This is a genomic window from Ruegeria sp. K5, from assembly GCF_056531805.1.
This window is the reverse complement of sequence record NZ_JBQFML010000001.1, coordinates 1,899,742-1,917,875: the sequence shown is the minus strand read 5'-3', so window position 1 is coordinate 1,917,875 and position 18,134 is coordinate 1,899,742. Positions and strand designations below refer to the sequence as shown.

Here is an 18,134-nt window from a genome sequence, read left to right as displayed (position 1 = left end):
ATGAAAGTCGCCGCCGCCGCCTACAATCTCGACTGGCTCGACAGTTGGGCGCAGTATGAGGACAAGCTGGACCGCTGGGTCTCGGACGCCGTAGGGCAGGGGGCCGAGCTGCTGGTCTTCCCCGAATATGGTGCGATGGAGTTGTCGACACTGGACGGGCCCGAGGTGGCAGGCGATCTGGAACGCTCGATCCGGGCGGTGTCCGATCGGATGGGGGATGCGCAGGCCCTGCAACAGCGCCTTGCAGCTGAGCACAGTGCGTACATTCTGGGGGCCTCGGCACCGGTGATTACCGGGCCGGGCCGTCCTGTGAATCGCGCCGAGCTATATGCGCCGGACGGTCGGCAGGATCATCAGGACAAGCAAATCATGACCCGGTTCGAGCGTGAAGATTGGGACATCGCCCCTGGCGGTCCGCTCAAACTGTTCGATACGGCGCTGGGCAAGATCGGCATTCTGATCTGCTATGACAGTGAATTTCCCCTGCTTGGCCGCGCGCTGAGCGATGCGGATATCATCCTCGTTCCGTCCTGTACCGAGGCGCTTTCGGGCTATTGGCGGGTTCGGATTGGTGCAATGTCGCGGGCGTTGGAAAACCAGTGTGTGACGGTGATGTCCTCGCTGGTCGGCAGCAATGACTGGTCCGAGGCGGTTGATATGAACACCGGCACCGGGGGCATCTTTGGCCCGCCCGACAAGGGTTTTCCGCAAACCGGCGTGCTGGCCGAGGGTGCCCTGAACCAGCCCGGTTGGACCTATGCCGACATTGATCTGACCGCGATTGCCACTGTCCGCGCCGATGGTCATGTTCTGAACCGAACCCATTGGGACGAACAAATCCCCCGAGTCGAATCGGCCACAATCTCTCAGCTTTGATGATTCTGGCCTTGAAATAAGGCCGAAATAGGCTCATTTAAGCGCACATCCTCGCAGATTCTGCGGGTGCAACGTAACGATGGAGACAACATGGCCAAGGAAGATACGCTCGAATTTCCCGGTGTCGTGAAGGAACTCCTGCCTAATGCGACGTTTCGGGTCGAGCTGGAAAACGGCCATGAGATCATCGCACATACGGCAGGCAAGATGCGCAAGAACCGCATCCGTGTTCTGGCCGGCGACAAGGTTCAGGTCGAGATGACCCCCTATGATCTGACCAAGGGTCGGATCAACTACCGCTTCAAGTAACGCCTGCCGCAATGGCGTTTATCTTAGGATCGGGCAGCCCAAGGCGGCTGGACCTGCTGGCGCAGCTTGGCGTGCAGCCCGATGCTGTCAGACCCCCGGATATCGACGAAACGCCGCTGAAGGGGGAACTGCCGGTTCCCTATTGCAGCCGCATCGCACGCGAAAAAGTGCGGGCCGTGCAGGCCGATGCCGAAGATATCGTTCTGTGCGCGGATACCACGGTTGCTTTGGGCCGCCGCATTCTGGGAAAGCCTGAAGATGCAGGTGAGGCGGCGGCATTTCTTTTTGCCCTGTCCGGTCGGCGTCACCGCGTCATCACCTCGGTTGCCGTACGCCGTGGTGACCGTGTTCTGCAAAAGGACGTGGTTTCGCAAGTTCGGGTAAAGCGTCTGTCCGATACTGAGGTCAACACCTACCTTGAAACAGGGGACTGGCAAGGCAAGGCCGGAGCCTATGCCATCCAAGGTCCGGCGGGCGCTTTCATCCCCTGGATTTCCGGTTCATTCACCGGCATCGTTGGTCTGCCTTTGGCCGAAACATCGGGGCTGCTGCAAGCGATCGGTTACCCATTACATCGAGGAACGCCATGAAGGGCCGCACCATTGTTCTGGATCACATAGAAGGCCGCGAAGCTGCGGCTTTGATGGTGGACGGCAAACTGGACGACTTTCTGATCGCTGGCGACGCGCCAACCCCCGGTACGATCTACCGCGCCCGCGCGGATCGCCCGGTCAAGGGGCAGGGGGGCATGTTCCTGACAACCCCAGACGGCCCTGCGTTTCTGCGGCAGGTGAAGGGTCTAGCCCCGGGTGCCTTGGTGCTGGTTCAGGTCACAGGCTACGCAGAAGACGGCAAGGCACTGCCGGTCACGGATCGCGTTCTGTTCAAAAGCCGCTACGCCATTGTCACGCCCGATGCGCCCGGCCTGAACATCTCGCGCAGTATCAGGGACGAGGATGAGCGGGACCGGCTGCTTGAAATTGCGCATGAGATGATGGGCGACAGTCCCTACGGGCTGATCCTGCGCTCCTGCTGTGTCGGGGCCGATGCCGATGAGGTTGCCGAAGACATCAGCGCCATGCTCGCACAGTCCGAACAGGTGGTGAACGATCCCGGAACAGAGCCGGAAACCCTGTGCGAAGGGGATGGTCCACATCTGCTTGCATGGCGCGACTGGACCGATCCGGCAGAAGTTGTCACCCAGACCGGCGGGTTTGAAACCCACGGCGTGCTGGACGCGCTGGAAACCGCGCGCAGTATCAAAGAGCCTTTGACCGGAGGAGGGCTCCTGTACATCGAACCCACGCGGGCACTGGTGGCAGTGGACGTAAACACCGGCTCGGACACGTCCTTGGCGGCCGGAACCAAGGCCAACTTCGCCTGTGCGAAACAATTGGCCCGCGCCTTGCGTGTGCGGGGCCTAGGCGGACAGATCACGCTGGATCTGGCCCCGATGCCCAAGAAGGACCGCCGCGGCTTCGAACAAGCCCTGCGCACCGCCTTCCGGCACGACCCCGTCGAAACAACGCTGGCAGGCTGGACCCCTCTGGGCCACTTCGAACTGCAGCGCAAAAGGGGTCGTATCCCTTTGAAAGAGGTGTGGAAATGAGCTGCCCGATCTGTGGTGAAGAGACAGTGAACCGCTTCCGCCCTTTCTGCTCGAAGCGTTGCGCGGATATTGATCTGGCCAAATGGCTCAACGGCTCATACGCGGTTCCATCGCAACGCGAAGAGGACATCGAGGCCGACATTTCCGACGCGCCCGAAGCCCTTCAGCGGCCACATTGAAAAAATGTAAAAAAGCCTCTGGACACTGCTGAACGCAAGTCATAGAACGCCTCCACCCAACGGCAAACACCGTTCCCGTGCCCGGGTAGCTCAGGGGTAGAGCAGTGGATTGAAAATCCTCGTGTCGGTGGTTCGATTCCGCCCCCGGGCACCATTTCAAAGCGGTAGGATGCTATCTTTATTCAGTCTTGCTTAAAGTTTTTTAACCACCGTGCTTCCTCCAGGGCCGGTCTAAATCCTTCTCCTGCTCACCTGTGGGTTTCTCCCTTCGGGCGGCGGTTTTGAAATGGTCCCAACCATCTATGAACGATCAAATTTAGTTGTTCGCAAGCAGACCAGATCAGAAGATGGTGCGCGGCGCCAAGCACAAAAAGAAAACCAACGGAAGAATAAACGCAGGTGTCGCGCCCGGCTTCAGGCTTCTATGCGATAGCAAACAGCTCTCCTCGACAAAACCAGCTTGATTCCGCAACGGCGTAAAGCAACTGTGTGACCAACCGACAGAACACTCGGAGAATAAGGGAATATGACTTCTGCCAACTTAACGAAGCATGGGAGCAGGTTTCGGAGACTCTTCCGATGGCTCAACCACCAGCCTGAAGTCATTCTCCACATAGGGCAGCACAAAACGGCCTCTTCTACTATTCAAAACTCCCTGCAGGGGGCTGAGCGAGCGAAGCTGTTAAGTGGCGTTCGATATTGCGAATTTTCTCGGCCAAACCACTCTTTTTTGGTCGCTTCTGCCTTTGCCGACCCGGCATGTGTTCCATACCATAAAAGTTTGAAATTTGGTTCTGGTATCCCCTATCGGTTCATGAAGGCGCAGAGTGCGAAAGAACACATCAAAAACGAATTGAACACGGCGCGTGAGCAAATGGTCCCGCTTATTCTTTCTGCTGAGGATTTTTGCGCTCTTTCTTATGAGGAGTTGGCAGCCGCCAAACTATTTTTTAGCGAACTCGGAGTATCAAGGGTGCGCGTAATCGGGTACGCTCGCAGTGTAGAAAGTTGGGCAAATAGTTTTTCCCAGCAAATTATTAAACAAGGGGTGCAGACAATCGATGAGGTTTCTGAAATCGAAATCTACCCAAAGTACCGGGAGAATTTTGAAAAATTCATTGATCTATTTGGCGAAAAAAACGTTCACATAAGTGCTTTTGACAAGTCAGCGTTGAAAAGCGGATGCATTGTTGCTGACTTTCTAAGCAAATGTGATATTATTGGAGCCGAAATCCCTGTAATTAATAGAAACACGTCTATTAGTCTGTTTGAAGCTAAAGTTGCGTCTAGGGTAATCCCGCTTTGTCGGCAAAGGGCTGGTCGCAATTACAGCAAGTATCGACCGCTCGTGCAAAGCTACTGTAGTGAGTTTGGAGGGAGAAAGTTTTCCCTTCAACGTAAGACACTAGACAGATGCAGAGAAGCGGCATCAGACGACATCGAATGGGCCCGAGATACCTTGAAAATCGATGAGGATTTTCTTCTGTCGAAAGCAGCGGAAACACCTCGAGAAGAATATTGCGCACCAGTGCAGGATTGGGAGCTAATGCAGTTCTTTCGGCACTGTCGAAATATGATGAGAGCGGGGTAACACCTCACTCGACATTTGACCGGGAAACATGCCGAAACTCTGAAAGCACTGGGTCCAGAGCCTAGTTCAGAAAAATCTTAACCCCGAAATAGGGCCCGTGCTGTGTGACGTCATAGGCAAAGTCGCCAGTGTCGAGTGTATCGCTGTAATCGACACTGAAAAAACGATAGCCAAACGTAATCGCCGTATTCTCCCAAGGCTGATAGTCAAATCCGATATTGGCCCCGACCTGAAGGTCGTTGCCTCCGGCCCCGAAGCCGCCAAGATCTAGTGAGGCGATGGTCGTCCAGCGCTCGTTGAGGCGCCACATGCCGCGGGCCCCTATGACTGGTTCGATCCAGTCCTGGTCTCCGCCAAGGGTGGGTGGGTTTGCTGGCCCGGTTGTGGTGAAATCGATCTCTTGCCGGATCGAGTTATAGCGGAGGCCGCCTTGCAGATCGACGGTGTAGCGTTGGTTGTTCGCTCCATAGGTTCCGTCCGCTATGCGATATGCGCCGAGGATCGCGAACCACTTCTGCCGGACATCCACGTTCACGGCTGTCGCGCGTGGGCCGGGAAGTGTTGCATCCTCTTCGATGCCCACATAATTGGCGTCGACTACAATCCCCAGATCGCCGTTCCACGCCTCGTACCGCCCGGCGGCCGCGAAATCCAGAACGCTCAGCACATCGCCGAGATCAAGGTCAATATCGGCGGAAACACCAGCAACCGTTGACGTTCCAGAGGTCCTGAGTGGCGTAAACAGATAGAAGCCCAGGGTATGTCGCCACCCTTTGTCATTCTGGCCGGGCGCGGGCAGAGATTGTGCAGATGCGCCAAAAGCAAGCAGACAGGGCAGAGCAATTGTGCTTGCGGTGCAGGCGGCTGATCTGATGGTCATGTCTCAATCTCCTTAGTCTACTCCGCGGCCAGGCGGACAGTCCGTTCGTCACGAATGCAGCGCCTCTGGTCATTTGCTGACCGAGGATTGTTTGAGCAGAAAGGCCTCAACAGCGGCCTGGGTTTCGGGACGCAGGTTGTCGATGCCTTCATATGGAACGCCGCGTGCGGGTTCGGTGTCCGGGTACATTTCCTTGCGCTTCAGATGCCGTCCGAGAATGCGTACAAACTCCTGCCCGCCCCAGGCGCCAACCTCGGTAGAGACCGGGTATTTTTCATGCGTGTCCCGGTAAACATCGAAGAAGTCAGCAAGGATTGCGCTTTCACCGGATCCTGGAATACGCAGCTTTAACTGATCCTTGATGATCGCCTTGGGCGTTTTGACCGAATAGACGATCAGGTGATCCCGCCGGCCCTTTGTTTCCCCCAAAAGCAACAGCGCAGATTGATCGACGCCATCTACCAACCGGTCCCTGGGGATACCTGCATCCGCCCCCGCAAACCGAGCCAGTGTTGTGTACAGATCAGAGACATGGACGATATCCCCGACAATCCCGTCTGCCTCGATCATGCCGGGCCAGCGGATGAAGCTGTCGACCCGGATACCGCCTTCGGACACATCGCCTTTGCCGCCCGAGAAAACCATCGGCGTGAACCCGGACTGAGGGGCGTATTTGGTGAAGTGACCGTTGTCGCCCATGACGAGGACGATGGTGTTTTGGGCGATGCCAAGTGCCTCTAATTCGGCAAAGATGTCGCCCAGCCACTCATCAAGCAGTTGCATCTTGTCGACATAAAGCCCGCCATTTGGCGATTGCGGCCCGCTGCGGCCTGCGCGTGTATTATCGAGCGGGATCAGAGGCCAGTATTGCAGGAAAAAGGGCTGATCACCGCCCGCAAGCTTGCGCAGTTGTTCCAGGGTCTGATCCTGATAGCGCTGGTTCATGTCGTCGTATTTTTCTGCTGTCCAGCGTTCGCCCGCGGTCATATGAACTTCGCGCGCGGTTCCTCCTTTTTCGGCCTCTAGCCCGGTCACCATGGCCGCCGGGTCGGGGCGAAAGAAGTTGTCCAGAACAAAGCGATCATCGAAATCCGATATCCCGACAGAGACCTGTTCCCGGATTGCGTCGTCATTGAAGATCGTGAGCTGCCCCTGCTGGTGCACCGGGAAACCGGCCCAGTCAAACCCCTGGTTATGCGGCCAGGCTTCGGGGATATCGCCCATATGCCATTTGCCGACATGCGCTGTCGCATACCCTGCACCTGACAGGATCTCGGCCAGTGTGACCTCGTCAGCGGGCAGGCCGAACCCTGCGATGTCGACGGTGGTGTCGCCCATCCCCATCCGCACCGGCAGCCGTCCGGTCATCATCGCAACACGGGTGGGTGTGCACGAAGGCTCGGTATACATGCGCACCATACGCATCGCCTGATCCGAAAAATCGTTGATGTTCGGGGTGGAATACCCGCGCACAGCATTGAGTTCGGGAATGCCCAGATCGCCGAAACCAATATCGTCAATCAATATGTTGAGGATATTCGGCGGCTTGCCTTCGTTTGTGGCCCGGAAGTCCTCTAGCAGTTGATCGACCTCGGCATTATCCGCCGCCCATTGTTCCGCGTTTTGCGCTTCGAGGATATAGTATTCGGCGTCGTGGACAATGGGTGCGTTCTGCGCTGTTGCGACGTTTGCAGCGAGACAGATGAGTGCCGAAAGGCCAATCCGTTTTTTCATTTCGGTGCTCCTCATTGGTTCTGCTCAGGTGTTTGTTCGGTTGCGGAGTCGACAGCGGACTGCGGGCGAGTGGGCTCGGTGTGCCCTGCGGTTGTGCGGTTGATGTCGGTGCCGGGGAAGAACTCGACCCAGACGTGCCAGAACATCCCGGATCGCAGGGTTTCGACCCGGTTCAGCCTGCCGCAATTTGCATTTCCGAAGAAATCGATCTCTGTCACTGGCGTGCCGCTGTCATTGTACCAGACGCCAACGCTTTCATAGGTCGGGTCATAGGACACGACGACCTCGCGACCGCCCACCGTGGCGTTGATCAGCCCGTGATGTTCGGCAATGAAATCATCGGTCCAGCACACGGCATCGTCACCAACCGTCACGCCCCAGACGTATGTCTTGTTTGGAAGGCGGTCGTCGCTGTGGCTCATGTTGTCCATGACCGGCGCGGATTCCTGATGCTGTTTTGCGATGCCCGACGAGAACACGGTTTCGGTGAACATATCGAACAGCCTTAGAAATGGGTTCGATGACGGTTTGTTCAGAAAAACCTCTCCGTCCGGGTAGGCTTTCTGAAATCCACGAAAGCTCATCCGGAAGGTTGGCCAGGGCTGCATCGCGGACTGCCCTGAGGCATCGCTGTCGAAATGGCCATAGATCTGTTGGATCGGTTCGCCACTGGTGTTGTCGCGCAGGATCAGGTTGTTGCCGTGCTGGGCCAGCACTTCCAGGTCCAGTCTTTTGCCATCGACTAAGGGCTTGTAGGCCAGACCCAGATTGGCCATCGCGCAATAGGTCATCACGATGTCGTCTCCACCCAGCCCTTTCGCATTCCCGGCCAGATGCGGGCGCATCAACTGCGCGTCGGAATGCGCGCGTGCGTGGCCATTGTTCTCGATCACCAGAACGCTTGCCGATGGATTGATGTAATCGCGCGCTTCTGAGATCGGGAAATACTGCGCGCTGTTTTGCTGATTGCGCAGGCCGATGTGGACCCAAACCCAGGGGAAGACGAACAGGAAGATGATCAGCACGGTCACGGCCGGCATGCCCAGGAAAAACAACCATCCGGGGCCACCGCCCATTAAATGGCCAATAAGCATAAGGATCAATGCTCCGATACCGGCGGCCAGATAGGCGTTTTCGTTGCGGATAAATCGGATCATGTTGTTCCGCTTCACCTTCAACACCATCTGGCTGATGTCGCCGAGGTCGCGGAAATACATGAACCCTATCGTCAACGATACGATGAGACCCGCGTAGAATAAGAGATTTGCCAGCATTTGGATCGCCTTTGCCGTGTTCTGGTTAGCCTTCGGGAGGTTTTGATCTGGACGCGAGGTAAAGGTGAATTTCGTCCTCAAGCCCCCGAAGGCTATCGATTAAATCAGAGTAGGTCGGATCACTGGCATCGCAGGGTAACAGGGCAGCCAGGCTTTCATAATCAACGCAGATTTGGGCGAACACAGTGTCCGCGCTTCGAAGGCGTCCGATTTCATTCGCCCGGTCCGGAAACAACATCGACAGTGTGTCCATAGTGATCCTCAAATCGCATGTTCCCAAGTTCTGCCCCAGCGACGAGGCGCGCTCCCCCTCCTTTCCCATCCAATATCGCTGAAATTCATTTACATATTCAGGTATCTTAACGTATGTTACGACGTAACATGTTATTTTTCAGGGGCTTATAGGTTACCTGAAGGCTTCCAAGGCGATGTCGTTGACGAAATTGCAGACAGATCCGGGTCCTGATCCGGTTGGGTCGACTCTTTCGGATGTAGAAATCCGGCAGGCTTTGGCATCGATTCTGGAAAGCCCCGAATTTGACGGGGCAGAGCGTTTGCAGTCTTTTCTAAGCTACGTCGTCGAAAAGCTATTGACGGGGCAAGCCGAGGACATTCGCGCCAAATCAATTGCCGAGGACGTCTATGGCAGATCGCTGGACGCAGGTGGCGACCCGATGGCGGTCGTACGTGTCGACGCGGGCCGAATGCGCCGACGGCTGGCCAGTTACTACTCGAACTCCGGGAAAGAACAGCGCCTACGTATTCATGTCGATCCCGGTGGGTATGTGCCCCGGTTCGAGTTGCTGGAGCCTGGGCGAGGAAAGAAACGGAAGCGGCCGTTGCCGAGATACCTGCTGCCCGGAATGGTCGTTCTGGCGGCGCTGGGGGTTGGGGCAGTCGTCTTTTTCTCCAAGGCTGCAGACATGCCGCAATTCACCTCTGTTCAGTCCGATGACACCTTGAAACAGCAAGCGGTCAGAGAAGCGTTGTTTTCCACCAACCCCACAAAGTTGCAGGCGGTTAACCTGGCCGCCGAGGCGCGCCCGTTGATGTTTCCGGTTCTTGATCGTGAACGGCTGCACGCAGTACGTGGTATGTTTGACCGGGCTATCGCTTTGGATGAGACATATTTCGGCGGTTTCGCAGGCTCGGCCCAAGCCATGGGAATTCTGGCAATCACCGCTCCGCCCGGTGAGGAAAAACGCGACCTGCTGAACCTCGCAAGGGTGCGCGCGATCAAGGCTGTGGAACTGGCCCCTGATGAGGGGTGGAGCCACTCTGCGCTTGCTTTGGTCTCATTCGCCAATCGCGATTTTGATGCGGCACTCAACCAATCCGCGCGGGCGATCAGCCTCGCGCCGGACGACATCCATGTCACAAATTTTGACGCTTTGTTTGCGTTGTTTGGCGGCGCGTTCGAACGCGCAATTGCCTCTGCCAAGCGCGCGCAAGAAAGCGACCCGAACAATCGAAGGTTCCCATATCGAAGCGTCCTGGCCTCTGCGAGTTTCCATTTGGGGGATTTTCAGTATTCAGTGAACCAGTTCAACGAAGCGATAAGACTGGGCGACCCGGTAAGCGCAATTTCGATTGGGTATCTGGCCGCCGGACATCAAAGGTTGGGAGAACACGAACAAGCCGGTGCAACAATCCTGCTTTTGCAGGAAGCCTGGCCTGACTACCCCCTTGCGGCTTTGTTTCGGACTTTGTTTGCTGATCCGGCCCATGCCGAGGATATTCTGTCCGCATTGGACGAAATCGCGCCGTCACCTGTTGATCAATGATCCGGTAAACATGCGAGTCTGGAATTCAAACTCCGGAAGCAAGGCGCTCGTATTTTGCCAAAATCTGCTTTGCCAGAATGGAATAAGCAAAAAATCCAATCGGAAGCGGCTCGCTCGGCCGTCACATGGTTCAGGTTATGTTGTGCCTATCCAATCCAGGAACCGCGCGGTGCCGGGCTTTCTTGAACCTTCCGGCGTGATCGAGCAAAAATAACCACGCGATGTTGGGTGTTCGTAGCTGCAGGCAAGAGCCAGTGTTTCATTCGCAAGAAACTCATTGAGTATCGGACGCCAGCCGATCCCGATGCCCAAGCCTTTTTGGATCGCGCGAAGATACACCATACCGTCCGCCCGAAAAATGCGCACCTCCTCGAATACAGATCGTTGTTCCGCAAGCCAGTTCGCCTAAGCGTTCCGATGATCTCAGTTCCAGTTTCCTGCCGTAGGCGTTCAACAGATCAACGCAAATAGACAAGGCGCTTCATGAACTAGAAGGAGCGACCGCGAGGCTAGAGAAAAGACCCGACGCGCCTGCACCGTGGGCTACGATATTCGATTTTGGGACAGGAAGTGTGCAACCGATCTTTCGTCCCATTGTCGGGAGACTTGGATACACATCAGGTGGAACGGGAGGATTTCCCGTTTTTTTGCTGTACTTTCGGAAAATCATGGCTGTGCGGACAGTTTCCAGCTAGCCAGTCTCACTCCGATTTCCCTGAAAACAGGGAAATTTACAGGGAATACGCACCGTTTTGGCGCTATTTTATGTCTGAGGATTCAAAATATATAAGCAGGTCAGTGCCTTGTGGGTGAATTCCCTAGATGGGACAACAGGGAAACCAGACGAAGCATCAGTGAACCCCAGAGATACATCAGGGAACACAGATCAGATTTCACCTCAATTTCAACTGGTGGAGGACGGGAGTAGGAAGAAGAATGATCCGGGGATCGTCCCGATTCCCAGAGGGCATATTCAGCCGCTGTCTTCAGTGAAATCCTCAGGCTTTAGCTCCATGATTTCAAGGTACCTAGCGTTCGAAATTGGATCAATCCGATCGGCCTCTTCGCTTACGAATTCTGCCCAAGCAGTTGTGTGATCATTAGTTTCGTGGCCCCTTAACTTCAGTACGTCCTGGACCAACTGGCGCAATATCCTCGCATCTTCGAGGTCGCGGGCATGGCCAAGTAGCATGCTGCGTTTCGCTTTCTCGAATTTTTCGTCCCTGACACGGAGCGCTTCAAGCCTTGCCGCTTCGGCTTCTTTCTTTCTTCGCTCATGGTCTTGTTTACGTTCAATCAACCACTCATGCTGGCGCTCGGCATGCTCCCGGTGAAAGGTCTCGGCCAATACTACCAGCTCGATTGCAATCTCGGTAAGACGCGTTTCAAGTTTGGCGTCCGGCTTATCCGCCCAAGATAACCGGACATCTTGCCCACGAAAGTGGTTTGGAACGATCAGAGTTAGTGGTTCTTTACCTAGCCTGTGGTCGTCGGGGTTCCGATGGTAGTTGCTCCGCCTCAAATCCGCCGTCGCGAGAAGCTTAAACGGTACATGCTGTTGATGAATGGAAATCGAGATTTCGATGGCCTCTTTTCCCTGAATGCTCGGTTTGCCGCCGCATTTTGCGACGCCCAGGAAAAGTGCATTCAAGATTCTTAGCCTGCGTTGCTCGAAGGGGTTGTCGAAAAGCGGTTTGTCCCAGGAGTAAGCCCACTTGCTTTCGGCAATTTTTGCCCGTCTTTTATCGTCTGCGGAAAACAGACGTTGCAAAACATGGTGCCATGCGTGTTTGCCGTGCGGTACTGCGACTCGCCCAATTTTCTTAGCTATCCTAGCCCGGACGTCTTCAATTGGGGTGTTGAAGGACGGTGGTATAGGAAGCGGAGCCTCCAGGTCGACTTTAGAACCGTAGTACCGATCATAGCCTGATCCGCCAATTATCACTTCGTCAGACATTCCTGGGGCGCGTTCGGGCAGTGAAACACGTTTGACGGATTTTCCGGCTTTGACTTTGTTCCAGTGCCCTCTGTCGGGAATGGGGATATCGAACTTCCTGCAAGCATTCCTGACTGAAGTTGAAGACACTCCAACGACTTCGGGCATATCTTTCAAAGGTCGACTCCACACAATTTCTAGGAGTTCTGCCCTTGTCAGCCTTCTCGCTCCCGCCATTTTCGCCCCCTGATTTGTCGAAGTACTTGCCGATATCCTCAGCTTGCGGTGAAAAAATTGATACTCAGCTCAAACCAAGATTATTAGTGAAACTACAACTACCTGTCGCAGGTTTCGAGCCTCGTTCGAGCAGATAGAGAGTGGAATTTGAAACCAGTTAAGCAAAGCTGATCTACGCGTAAGCGCCATTATGTTAAATCGGTGAACCTTAGAGTTATTTGGGGCTTGAACCAATTTTGGGGAGAAGGCTAATTTGGTGCAGTTTCAAGCAATCCAAATGCACTACAGAATAAAATGTTTCAACAAAACGAAGTGTTGAAATGGTTTCGTCAAATGTTGACCGGAAAGCCATCAGAAGCCCAGGATCGATACTTCAGGCCCAGATCATGTTGAATTGTTTCCGGCGAGCTTGTGGCCAACACAAGATCAAACCGGTACTATCGGTCACATGCTCTGCTTTAAATCTCTAAATTTTTTGTCAATTTTACCGAGAAAGCCCCAACTTGTTAACAGCGAAAACAGAGTAAACATGGTGGACTTGTCGCCATCGGCAAGCAGTTGTTGCAGTTGCGGTTGAGAGGAACTTAAGCCGAGTTGCGGAAGCACGGCAGTGGCGACCAGGCCGACGATGCCGATAATAGACTTTTTACCGTCCAGCAACTTGCCAATCATCGGTCCAAGAGCATTGTTGACGGGGGTCAGTTCTTCGAGAGCTGCAATAGGCTGAGCAGTTGCTTTTTCATCCGACGAGGCGTTGATTTTTTCGTCTAAAATCGCATTAAGTAAATTGAATTTGTCATCACCATCGTCGACTTTTTTCTCGAGTCTCTTTTTCAGAATGCCTATGGCCAATGCCTTAACGGCCACGGATTTCCCACCTGTCAAAGCCATCAGTGCAATTCTCAGGATGTCGTCAGCGTCAATGTCCAAGTCTCTTTCTTTAACTTTCATAATTTTGATAGGACGTTTGCCCTCTCCCTCCGGCAAAGTATTCAAAAAGACACGCAGCTTGTTGACACGATTTATCCAACCGGCCCCAAAGATGACAAAATCCTCGAGACCGCGCAGGCGTTGTTCGTATAGCTCAAGGTATTTCTCGGAAAGCACGGACGGATCGGTCTGATTGATCGCGCTCAACGTGATCCGACCGATTATACCGTCTTCTTCCAGCGTAGTGCCGTCGACCTTCATGCCAAGCTCATTGAAGGCCCGTTGCACAGTTCTTTGAGCCACCTTTGACCCTGAGTGAACCGCCATGTTGTAGACGACCATTGCAACGCGATCGTGCAATTTATCGCACTTACATTTGATGTAGTAATTTGTATAGAGGATCTCCTCGGCCTCTTTCTGACCCATAGCGGCAACGTCTTCTTCCGTTACGTTTGTTTCGCGCCACTCCGCCAGAGTGCTCTTAGTAATGCCAAAGTTTGTGGCACCACCTTTGTCGTGCTGATTATTTACGAATCCGCCTTCTGCGTCTTTGATGAATTCGTGGAGCTTTTGGAAACGGAGATCTCTTTCGGCCAAATTTGTCGAAAAATGAATCGGTGCCGGTGACTCAGCCTCCATGGATGCCATCAAATCCGTGTCGATTGCGGGTGCGCCCAGAATGATCGAAGGCCGGGGCGGGGAGGGCAGGTGTCCACGCCAATTGTCGATCAGTTCGTTGAGGCGATCCGCCCAGGCTTCGTCTCCGCTAACCGGGTAAACACCTTTGTACAGATCGCGAGATCTTACTCCTTGAATCTGAATGTGTGGTTTCTCGATGAGCTTGCCTTTTGAGTTGTAGATCGGCGTCATTCCATTTTCTTTTGCGAGCACATGCATCCGGTCCCACCAAGCCTCCTTGTGACCAGTGGTATCCCAACTCCATTTACCGTTCTCTTTTAGGACGAAATCGACGGCGAGCCCGTATTGATGTATCGAATGCCACGGTCCAACCCAGGTCACCTTGGTGCCTGGCTTCGTTCTGCCTTGCGCATAAAGGTCTGCTTGGCGCTCTGGGGTGCGAAATGCTTCGAAAACCTCGAATGGAATATTCTCTTTCTTTAGTTGAGCCTGTATGGCTAGGACGTTTTCCCTAATTGCAGGATGCAGATTTGAGATGTCGTTTTCTCGCTTTCTTGAATTTCCCATAACTTAATTCCTTCCTCAAAAAATATTGGCGGAAACCATCCGCCACAGACTTCCAGCCCGAAATACTGCTGTATAATCCTTGAAATTTTGCACATCTGTAAGTGTACACTCTAGCATACTTGATGTAATTTTGCAGGGTTAGATACTTTTTTGTAGAACTGATTCTACGCCCGATCAAACAAAGGGCATCACCCAAATGGGCTATGCTGAAATTCGTTTTTGAGGTTAAGATGGTCTGTGATATTTGAAAAAATGGAAACTTATTGTGACCCAAGAAATTCGAAATCTTACGCTTGAAATTTATGATACAATTGCTGACCCATTGACTTGGACGAGCGTCCTTGACCAGCTGGTGGATCGCGTAGGAGCGCAGGGAAGCATAATATTTGAATGGTCTCAAGACGATGGAGATTTGTCTCTGACCGCACCGTTTCACTCTGGCTTTTATACAGGTGCTGCACTGAACACCTATCTTGTAAAGTGCCAACATCTTGAAGCCAAAGATCAGGAAATTTTACGGGAACAAACCCGAAATCACGACGAGATTGAACTTCTTGACGACACTCTTCTTGCGCCGTCGGTTAAGGAACTAAAAAGCCAAGAACACGTTCAAAAACTAATGCGTCTTGGAATATTCCATCGCGCGGCTGGAATATTGAATAAAGACAATCCATGGATATCCCTGTTTTCGGTTCAATTAAACGCCAACAGGGAGCCTCTAGACGAAGTAGAGAGGAGATACTTGGCCCAACTCCTGCCCCACATCGCAAAAGCTCTCGACCTCAGTTTTCCTATGCGGCAACTGCAGGCACGTTACCAAGGTGTACTTTCAGCCATCGACTGCTTGAACATAGGCATTTGTGTTCTTGATGGTAGAGGTATGATTGTGGCGCGAAATCAGGAGTTTCAGCGACAACAGGAAACTTATCGCACATTCCGAATTAGCCCGGACGGAAAGTTGAACATCACGGATCGTCTTGGGCAAAAGTTTTTGGAAAGCCTGATGTCCGATCTAGATCAGCACGGCAAGTTCGGCGCTCGACCACGTAAGGAGAGTATCGTTAGCCACTTGTTGGAACCCCTTTGCATCGAGCTTTCACCACTCCACAAATCTGGCGAAATCGGAACCAAGGTATTTGACGGTTTTATACTCTGTAGTACCGATACGGGGCTCCCTGTTTCGTGCAATACGCGCCTGGTGCAGCAGGCATTTGGTTTGACATCAGCGGAAACATCACTGGTCGACGCAATAGGGCAAGGTTTGACCAATCCCGAAATAGCGGACCGCCGTGGTCGTTCTGTAGCGACAGTAAACGCACAAACCAAATCCATTCTTCTTAAGTCAAATTGCTCAAATAGAACTCAGTTCGTTCGTGCGATGATGCGATTTGGGGCAAGTTTTCTTTCGACAGATGATGCCTCGAAGAAGCTTAATAAACCTAAGAGGATGATATGATTTACGTTTATTGGATCGCAATAGCAATTGTCATTGGAGGGCATTTTTTCTTTGCGTATGTACAATGGTTCCGTTGGCCAGATATTTGCAAGAAGCTCACAAATTTTTGTGAAGAGGAGATTAAGGCTACGGCATTTTTGGGACGTAGTATTTCGTCTTATAATGCATCGATAGCTGTGGGGCTTTGTTTGAGTTTCTGGCTACCGGCTCCGTATCAAACTTATACTCAAAGTATAATCCTGTTTCTAATTTCGATTACAGCTGCTGTTGGTGTTTCGGGAGCTCGTGGGAATACTATCCTGATAATGCGACTGCTGCCAGCGTTGGTCGCATTTGTGGCCTCGCTTTTGGTTTGAGTAATGGCGGCTAACTGCGGTCACACCAATCACTTGCAATGGGGGGGGCATCAGTTTCGATCGTAAATAGATGTTTCTGTGAGGCAAGGAATACCTTGAAAATCCACGGCAGCTATATTTTAACATCTTCGGTTTTGAATGTCGTTTGAAAGAGAAAGTTATACAGATTCACCGGGTGACTTATTTTCGCCAAGACTTTGATGAAAAAAGGAAAAATGTGATCGTACTAATTGAAGGCCAACAATGAAGATCTATTTTATATGAGTTAATATGCAACTTCTTATGGAACCTGAAGTCCGTAGACTTCTAATCGAAATCAAGTCAGAATTTGAATTGCAAGCTCTGGCCGGAGCAGGGGCGAACGGCCACAGTAAATTGCTTGGTATCGATCGCTTCTTTTGGCTTCGAGCAACTAAGAACGAGACCGAAATTGGTGGCCACAATATTCGTTCAATCTTTTCTGAGCCCTCACCGGACGTCCAAGAATCTTATCGACTTTGCAATCTGATCTTACAGGGCGGAGGAACACTTGGTCTGGCACATGCCGGGTTTGTCGCCGGGTTAGAGGCTGCGGGGGTGCGCTTTGCCGGATTGGCCGGGACCTCGGCAGGATCGATCATCGCCATGGGTATTGCTGCGATACGCGGCGACGATCTGACCCGCCCAACGGCCGAAAGGCTTGCAAATCTTACCGAAACAGTCCCATTGGATCAATTCATCGACGGCCCGCTACCGATCCGCAAGCTTATCAAGCAAGCGCTCAATCAACCTAAGATTTACCAATTCCGCAGTTGGTACGGTTTGCTCGCCGCCATACGCAGGCTTCGCGACCGTCGAGGTCTGAACCCAGGGCAAGCGTTTGAGAATTGGATGGAGTCCGTTTTGGACGATCTCGGCTTCAAATCTATCGAGGATTTGTACCAATCCCTCGACGAGATTTGGAACGACCTTGAGGAACTACGCACTGGAAAGGACCCTGAGGGTCAGCGCGAGGCAGAAGCCAGATTTCCTGGTCGGTTCGATGACGGTCCAATTCTCAACGCCGTGGGTTCCGAAATAGAACACCCCGGGATTGAATTGCTTCAATTGGTTGCGACGGCGATGCCAGTCGGTCTGAAGATGCAATTTCCACAAGACCTAAACTTGCTAAGCGACGAGTACAGCAAAACTTCGCCCGCGCGGTTGGTGCGAACGTCAATGTCAATTCCAGCGTTTTTCGAACCGGTGGTTATGCGTCCCGATAGAAAGACCTGGCCTGCATTCGCAAAAGCTAAACTTCATGGTTTGTTTTCGGAAGCTCAGATTCGCAGGTTCGCAGAACTGGAGAAGTTCGTTTTTCTGGATGGTGGATTGACCTCTAATCTTCCGAGCGACTCGTTTCGCAAACTGATGCCGGACGTTCCGACCGTCGTAGTGCCATTGATCAGCAGCGGCGAGAAACAAACGGTTTCGCAGCGCAGAAAGCTATCTGATCTGGCCGGTGATGTTATCGCTTGCGCAACGGCTGTCCGACTACAGCGGGACCGTGAAATCTGGCTTCAAAACACGGCTCTGCAGGATCAGTTTGATGAGCGAAAAGAGAACAAAGGCGACCTTAACCTGAAGCAACGTAAATACCCGGTGGAAATCGCGCCCATTGATCCGGGCGAGGCCAATTGGTTGAACTTTGTTATGTCGGGCCCAGAGAAGACATATCTTTATTTGGCCGGTCTTAAGCGCGCCCGACAGTTTCTGAAAGACCTGAACAAGACGGAGTAAAAGAACGGAAGAGGGGAGT

At 53.1% G+C, this 18,134-nt stretch carries 16 protein-coding genes and 1 tRNA gene; 11 read left to right on the top strand and 6 right to left on the bottom strand.

Annotated features, from left to right (window positions below; all coding sequences use genetic code 11):
• From ACR0MO_RS09230 to ACR0MO_RS09200, 7 genes are all read left to right on the top strand, one after another.
• Positions 1 to 876 carry a carbon-nitrogen hydrolase family protein gene (locus ACR0MO_RS09230; protein WP_170452402.1) on the top strand — a complete coding sequence of 292 codons (876 nt, stop codon included), beginning with the start codon at positions 1 to 3 and terminating at the stop codon, positions 874 to 876.
• Positions 877 to 966: 90 nt separating this feature from the next.
• A complete protein-coding gene (gene infA, locus ACR0MO_RS09225; protein ID WP_005978431.1) occupies positions 967 to 1,185 on the top strand; it encodes a translation initiation factor IF-1 in 219 nt (72 codons plus the stop codon).
• A gap of 11 nt (positions 1,186 to 1,196) precedes the next feature.
• The gene (locus ACR0MO_RS09220; protein ID WP_170452400.1) at positions 1,197 to 1,775 is read left to right on the top strand and encodes a Maf family protein; all 579 of its coding nucleotides are present in this window, start codon (positions 1,197 to 1,199) and stop codon (positions 1,773 to 1,775) included.
• Complete coding sequence (locus ACR0MO_RS09215) at positions 1,772 to 2,794, top strand: ribonuclease E/G (RefSeq protein ID WP_480890833.1); 1,023 nt, start codon at positions 1,772 to 1,774, stop codon at positions 2,792 to 2,794. Before ACR0MO_RS09220 ends, ACR0MO_RS09215 begins: the two co-directional genes overlap by 4 nt.
• A complete protein-coding gene (locus ACR0MO_RS09210) occupies positions 2,791 to 2,973 on the top strand; it encodes a DNA gyrase inhibitor YacG (RefSeq protein WP_170452396.1) in 183 nt (60 codons plus the stop codon). Before ACR0MO_RS09215 ends, ACR0MO_RS09210 begins: the two co-directional genes overlap by 4 nt.
• A 79-nt stretch (positions 2,974 to 3,052) precedes the next feature.
• Positions 3,053 to 3,127 (top strand) — tRNA-Phe (locus tag ACR0MO_RS09205).
• Positions 3,128 to 3,499: 372 nt separating this feature from the next.
• Positions 3,500 to 4,564: a hypothetical protein gene (locus ACR0MO_RS09200; RefSeq protein WP_480890831.1), complete on the top strand. Its 1,065-nt coding sequence runs from the start codon at positions 3,500 to 3,502 to the stop codon at positions 4,562 to 4,564.
• Positions 4,565 to 4,625: 61 nt separating this feature from the next.
• Here ACR0MO_RS09200 and ACR0MO_RS09195 read toward each other — a convergent pair whose 3' ends face one another.
• The 3 genes from ACR0MO_RS09195 to ACR0MO_RS09185 form a co-directional block, all read right to left on the bottom strand.
• Positions 4,626 to 5,444 carry a hypothetical protein gene (locus ACR0MO_RS09195; protein ID WP_480626291.1) on the bottom strand — a complete coding sequence of 273 codons (819 nt, stop codon included), beginning with the start codon at positions 5,442 to 5,444 and terminating at the stop codon, positions 4,626 to 4,628.
• Between the two features lie 69 nt (positions 5,445 to 5,513).
• The gene (locus ACR0MO_RS09190; protein WP_170452390.1) at positions 5,514 to 7,178 is read right to left on the bottom strand and encodes a sulfatase-like hydrolase/transferase; all 1,665 of its coding nucleotides are present in this window, start codon (positions 7,176 to 7,178) and stop codon (positions 5,514 to 5,516) included.
• 11 nt (positions 7,179 to 7,189) lie between these two features.
• Entirely contained in the window at positions 7,190 to 8,452 is a 1,263-nt protein-coding gene (locus ACR0MO_RS09185) for a DUF3179 domain-containing (seleno)protein (RefSeq protein WP_170452387.1), read from the bottom strand.
• Positions 8,453 to 8,886: 434 nt separating this feature from the next.
• On the opposite strand from ACR0MO_RS09185, the gene ACR0MO_RS09180 reads away from it, so the two are divergent.
• Complete coding sequence (locus tag ACR0MO_RS09180; protein WP_480890826.1) at positions 8,887 to 10,236, top strand: tetratricopeptide repeat protein; 1,350 nt, start codon at positions 8,887 to 8,889, stop codon at positions 10,234 to 10,236.
• A gap of 135 nt (positions 10,237 to 10,371) precedes the next feature.
• Here the strand turns inward: ACR0MO_RS09180 and ACR0MO_RS09175 are convergent, their stop codons facing one another.
• The 3 genes from ACR0MO_RS09175 to ACR0MO_RS09165 all read right to left on the bottom strand — a co-directional run bounded on the left by ACR0MO_RS09175 (position 10,372) and on the right by ACR0MO_RS09165 (position 14,545).
• Positions 10,372 to 10,578 (bottom strand): type 2 periplasmic-binding domain-containing protein, encoded by a 207-nt coding sequence (locus ACR0MO_RS09175; protein ID WP_170452383.1) that lies wholly within the window; start codon positions 10,576 to 10,578, stop codon positions 10,372 to 10,374.
• Between the two features lie 631 nt (positions 10,579 to 11,209).
• The gene (locus tag ACR0MO_RS09170) at positions 11,210 to 12,349 is read right to left on the bottom strand and encodes a hypothetical protein (RefSeq protein WP_480890823.1); all 1,140 of its coding nucleotides are present in this window, start codon (positions 12,347 to 12,349) and stop codon (positions 11,210 to 11,212) included.
• Positions 12,350 to 12,853: 504 nt separating this feature from the next.
• Positions 12,854 to 14,545: a glycosyl hydrolase 108 family protein gene (locus ACR0MO_RS09165; protein ID WP_170452379.1), complete on the bottom strand. Its 1,692-nt coding sequence runs from the start codon at positions 14,543 to 14,545 to the stop codon at positions 12,854 to 12,856.
• Between the two features lie 265 nt (positions 14,546 to 14,810).
• Between ACR0MO_RS09165 and ACR0MO_RS09160 the strand changes: the two genes are divergently transcribed.
• The 3 genes from ACR0MO_RS09160 (at position 14,811) to ACR0MO_RS09150 (ending at position 18,115) form a co-directional block, all read left to right on the top strand.
• Positions 14,811 to 16,001, top strand: coding sequence for a helix-turn-helix domain-containing protein (locus tag ACR0MO_RS09160; protein WP_170452376.1), 1,191 nt, complete (start codon positions 14,811 to 14,813; stop codon positions 15,999 to 16,001).
• On the top strand, positions 15,998 to 16,357 hold the full coding sequence (locus tag ACR0MO_RS09155; RefSeq protein ID WP_480890821.1) for a DUF1304 family protein: 360 nt from the start codon (positions 15,998 to 16,000) through the stop codon (positions 16,355 to 16,357). Before ACR0MO_RS09160 ends, ACR0MO_RS09155 begins: the two co-directional genes overlap by 4 nt.
• A gap of 270 nt (positions 16,358 to 16,627) precedes the next feature.
• A complete protein-coding gene (locus ACR0MO_RS09150) occupies positions 16,628 to 18,115 on the top strand; it encodes a patatin-like phospholipase family protein (protein ID WP_170452371.1) in 1,488 nt (495 codons plus the stop codon).
• The last annotated feature ends 19 nt before the right edge of the window (positions 18,116 to 18,134 follow it).

Bases quoted from the DNA above. Each gene is read 5' to 3' on its own strand.
- ACR0MO_RS09230 (WP_170452402.1), top strand. From the start codon at position 1: ATGAAAGTCGCCGCCGCCGCCTACAATCTCGACTGGCTCGACAGTTGG.
- infA (WP_005978431.1), top strand. From the start codon at position 967: ATGGCCAAGGAAGATACGCTCGAATTTCCCGGTGTCGTGAAGGAACTC.
- ACR0MO_RS09220 (WP_170452400.1), top strand. From the start codon at position 1,197: ATGGCGTTTATCTTAGGATCGGGCAGCCCAAGGCGGCTGGACCTGCTG.
- ACR0MO_RS09215 (WP_480890833.1), top strand. From the start codon at position 1,772: ATGAAGGGCCGCACCATTGTTCTGGATCACATAGAAGGCCGCGAAGCT.
- ACR0MO_RS09210 (WP_170452396.1), top strand. From the start codon at position 2,791: ATGAGCTGCCCGATCTGTGGTGAAGAGACAGTGAACCGCTTCCGCCCT.
- ACR0MO_RS09200 (WP_480890831.1), top strand. From the start codon at position 3,500: ATGACTTCTGCCAACTTAACGAAGCATGGGAGCAGGTTTCGGAGACTC.
- ACR0MO_RS09195 (WP_480626291.1), bottom strand. From the start codon at position 5,444: ATGACCATCAGATCAGCCGCCTGCACCGCAAGCACAATTGCTCTGCCC.
- ACR0MO_RS09190 (WP_170452390.1), bottom strand. From the start codon at position 7,178: ATGAAAAAACGGATTGGCCTTTCGGCACTCATCTGTCTCGCTGCAAAC.
- ACR0MO_RS09185 (WP_170452387.1), bottom strand. From the start codon at position 8,452: ATGCTGGCAAATCTCTTATTCTACGCGGGTCTCATCGTATCGTTGACG.
- ACR0MO_RS09175 (WP_170452383.1), bottom strand. From the start codon at position 10,578: ATGGTGTATCTTCGCGCGATCCAAAAAGGCTTGGGCATCGGGATCGGC.
- ACR0MO_RS09165 (WP_170452379.1), bottom strand. From the start codon at position 14,545: ATGGGAAATTCAAGAAAGCGAGAAAACGACATCTCAAATCTGCATCCT.
- ACR0MO_RS09155 (WP_480890821.1), top strand. From the start codon at position 15,998: ATGATTTACGTTTATTGGATCGCAATAGCAATTGTCATTGGAGGGCAT.
- ACR0MO_RS09150 (WP_170452371.1), top strand. From the start codon at position 16,628: ATGCAACTTCTTATGGAACCTGAAGTCCGTAGACTTCTAATCGAAATC.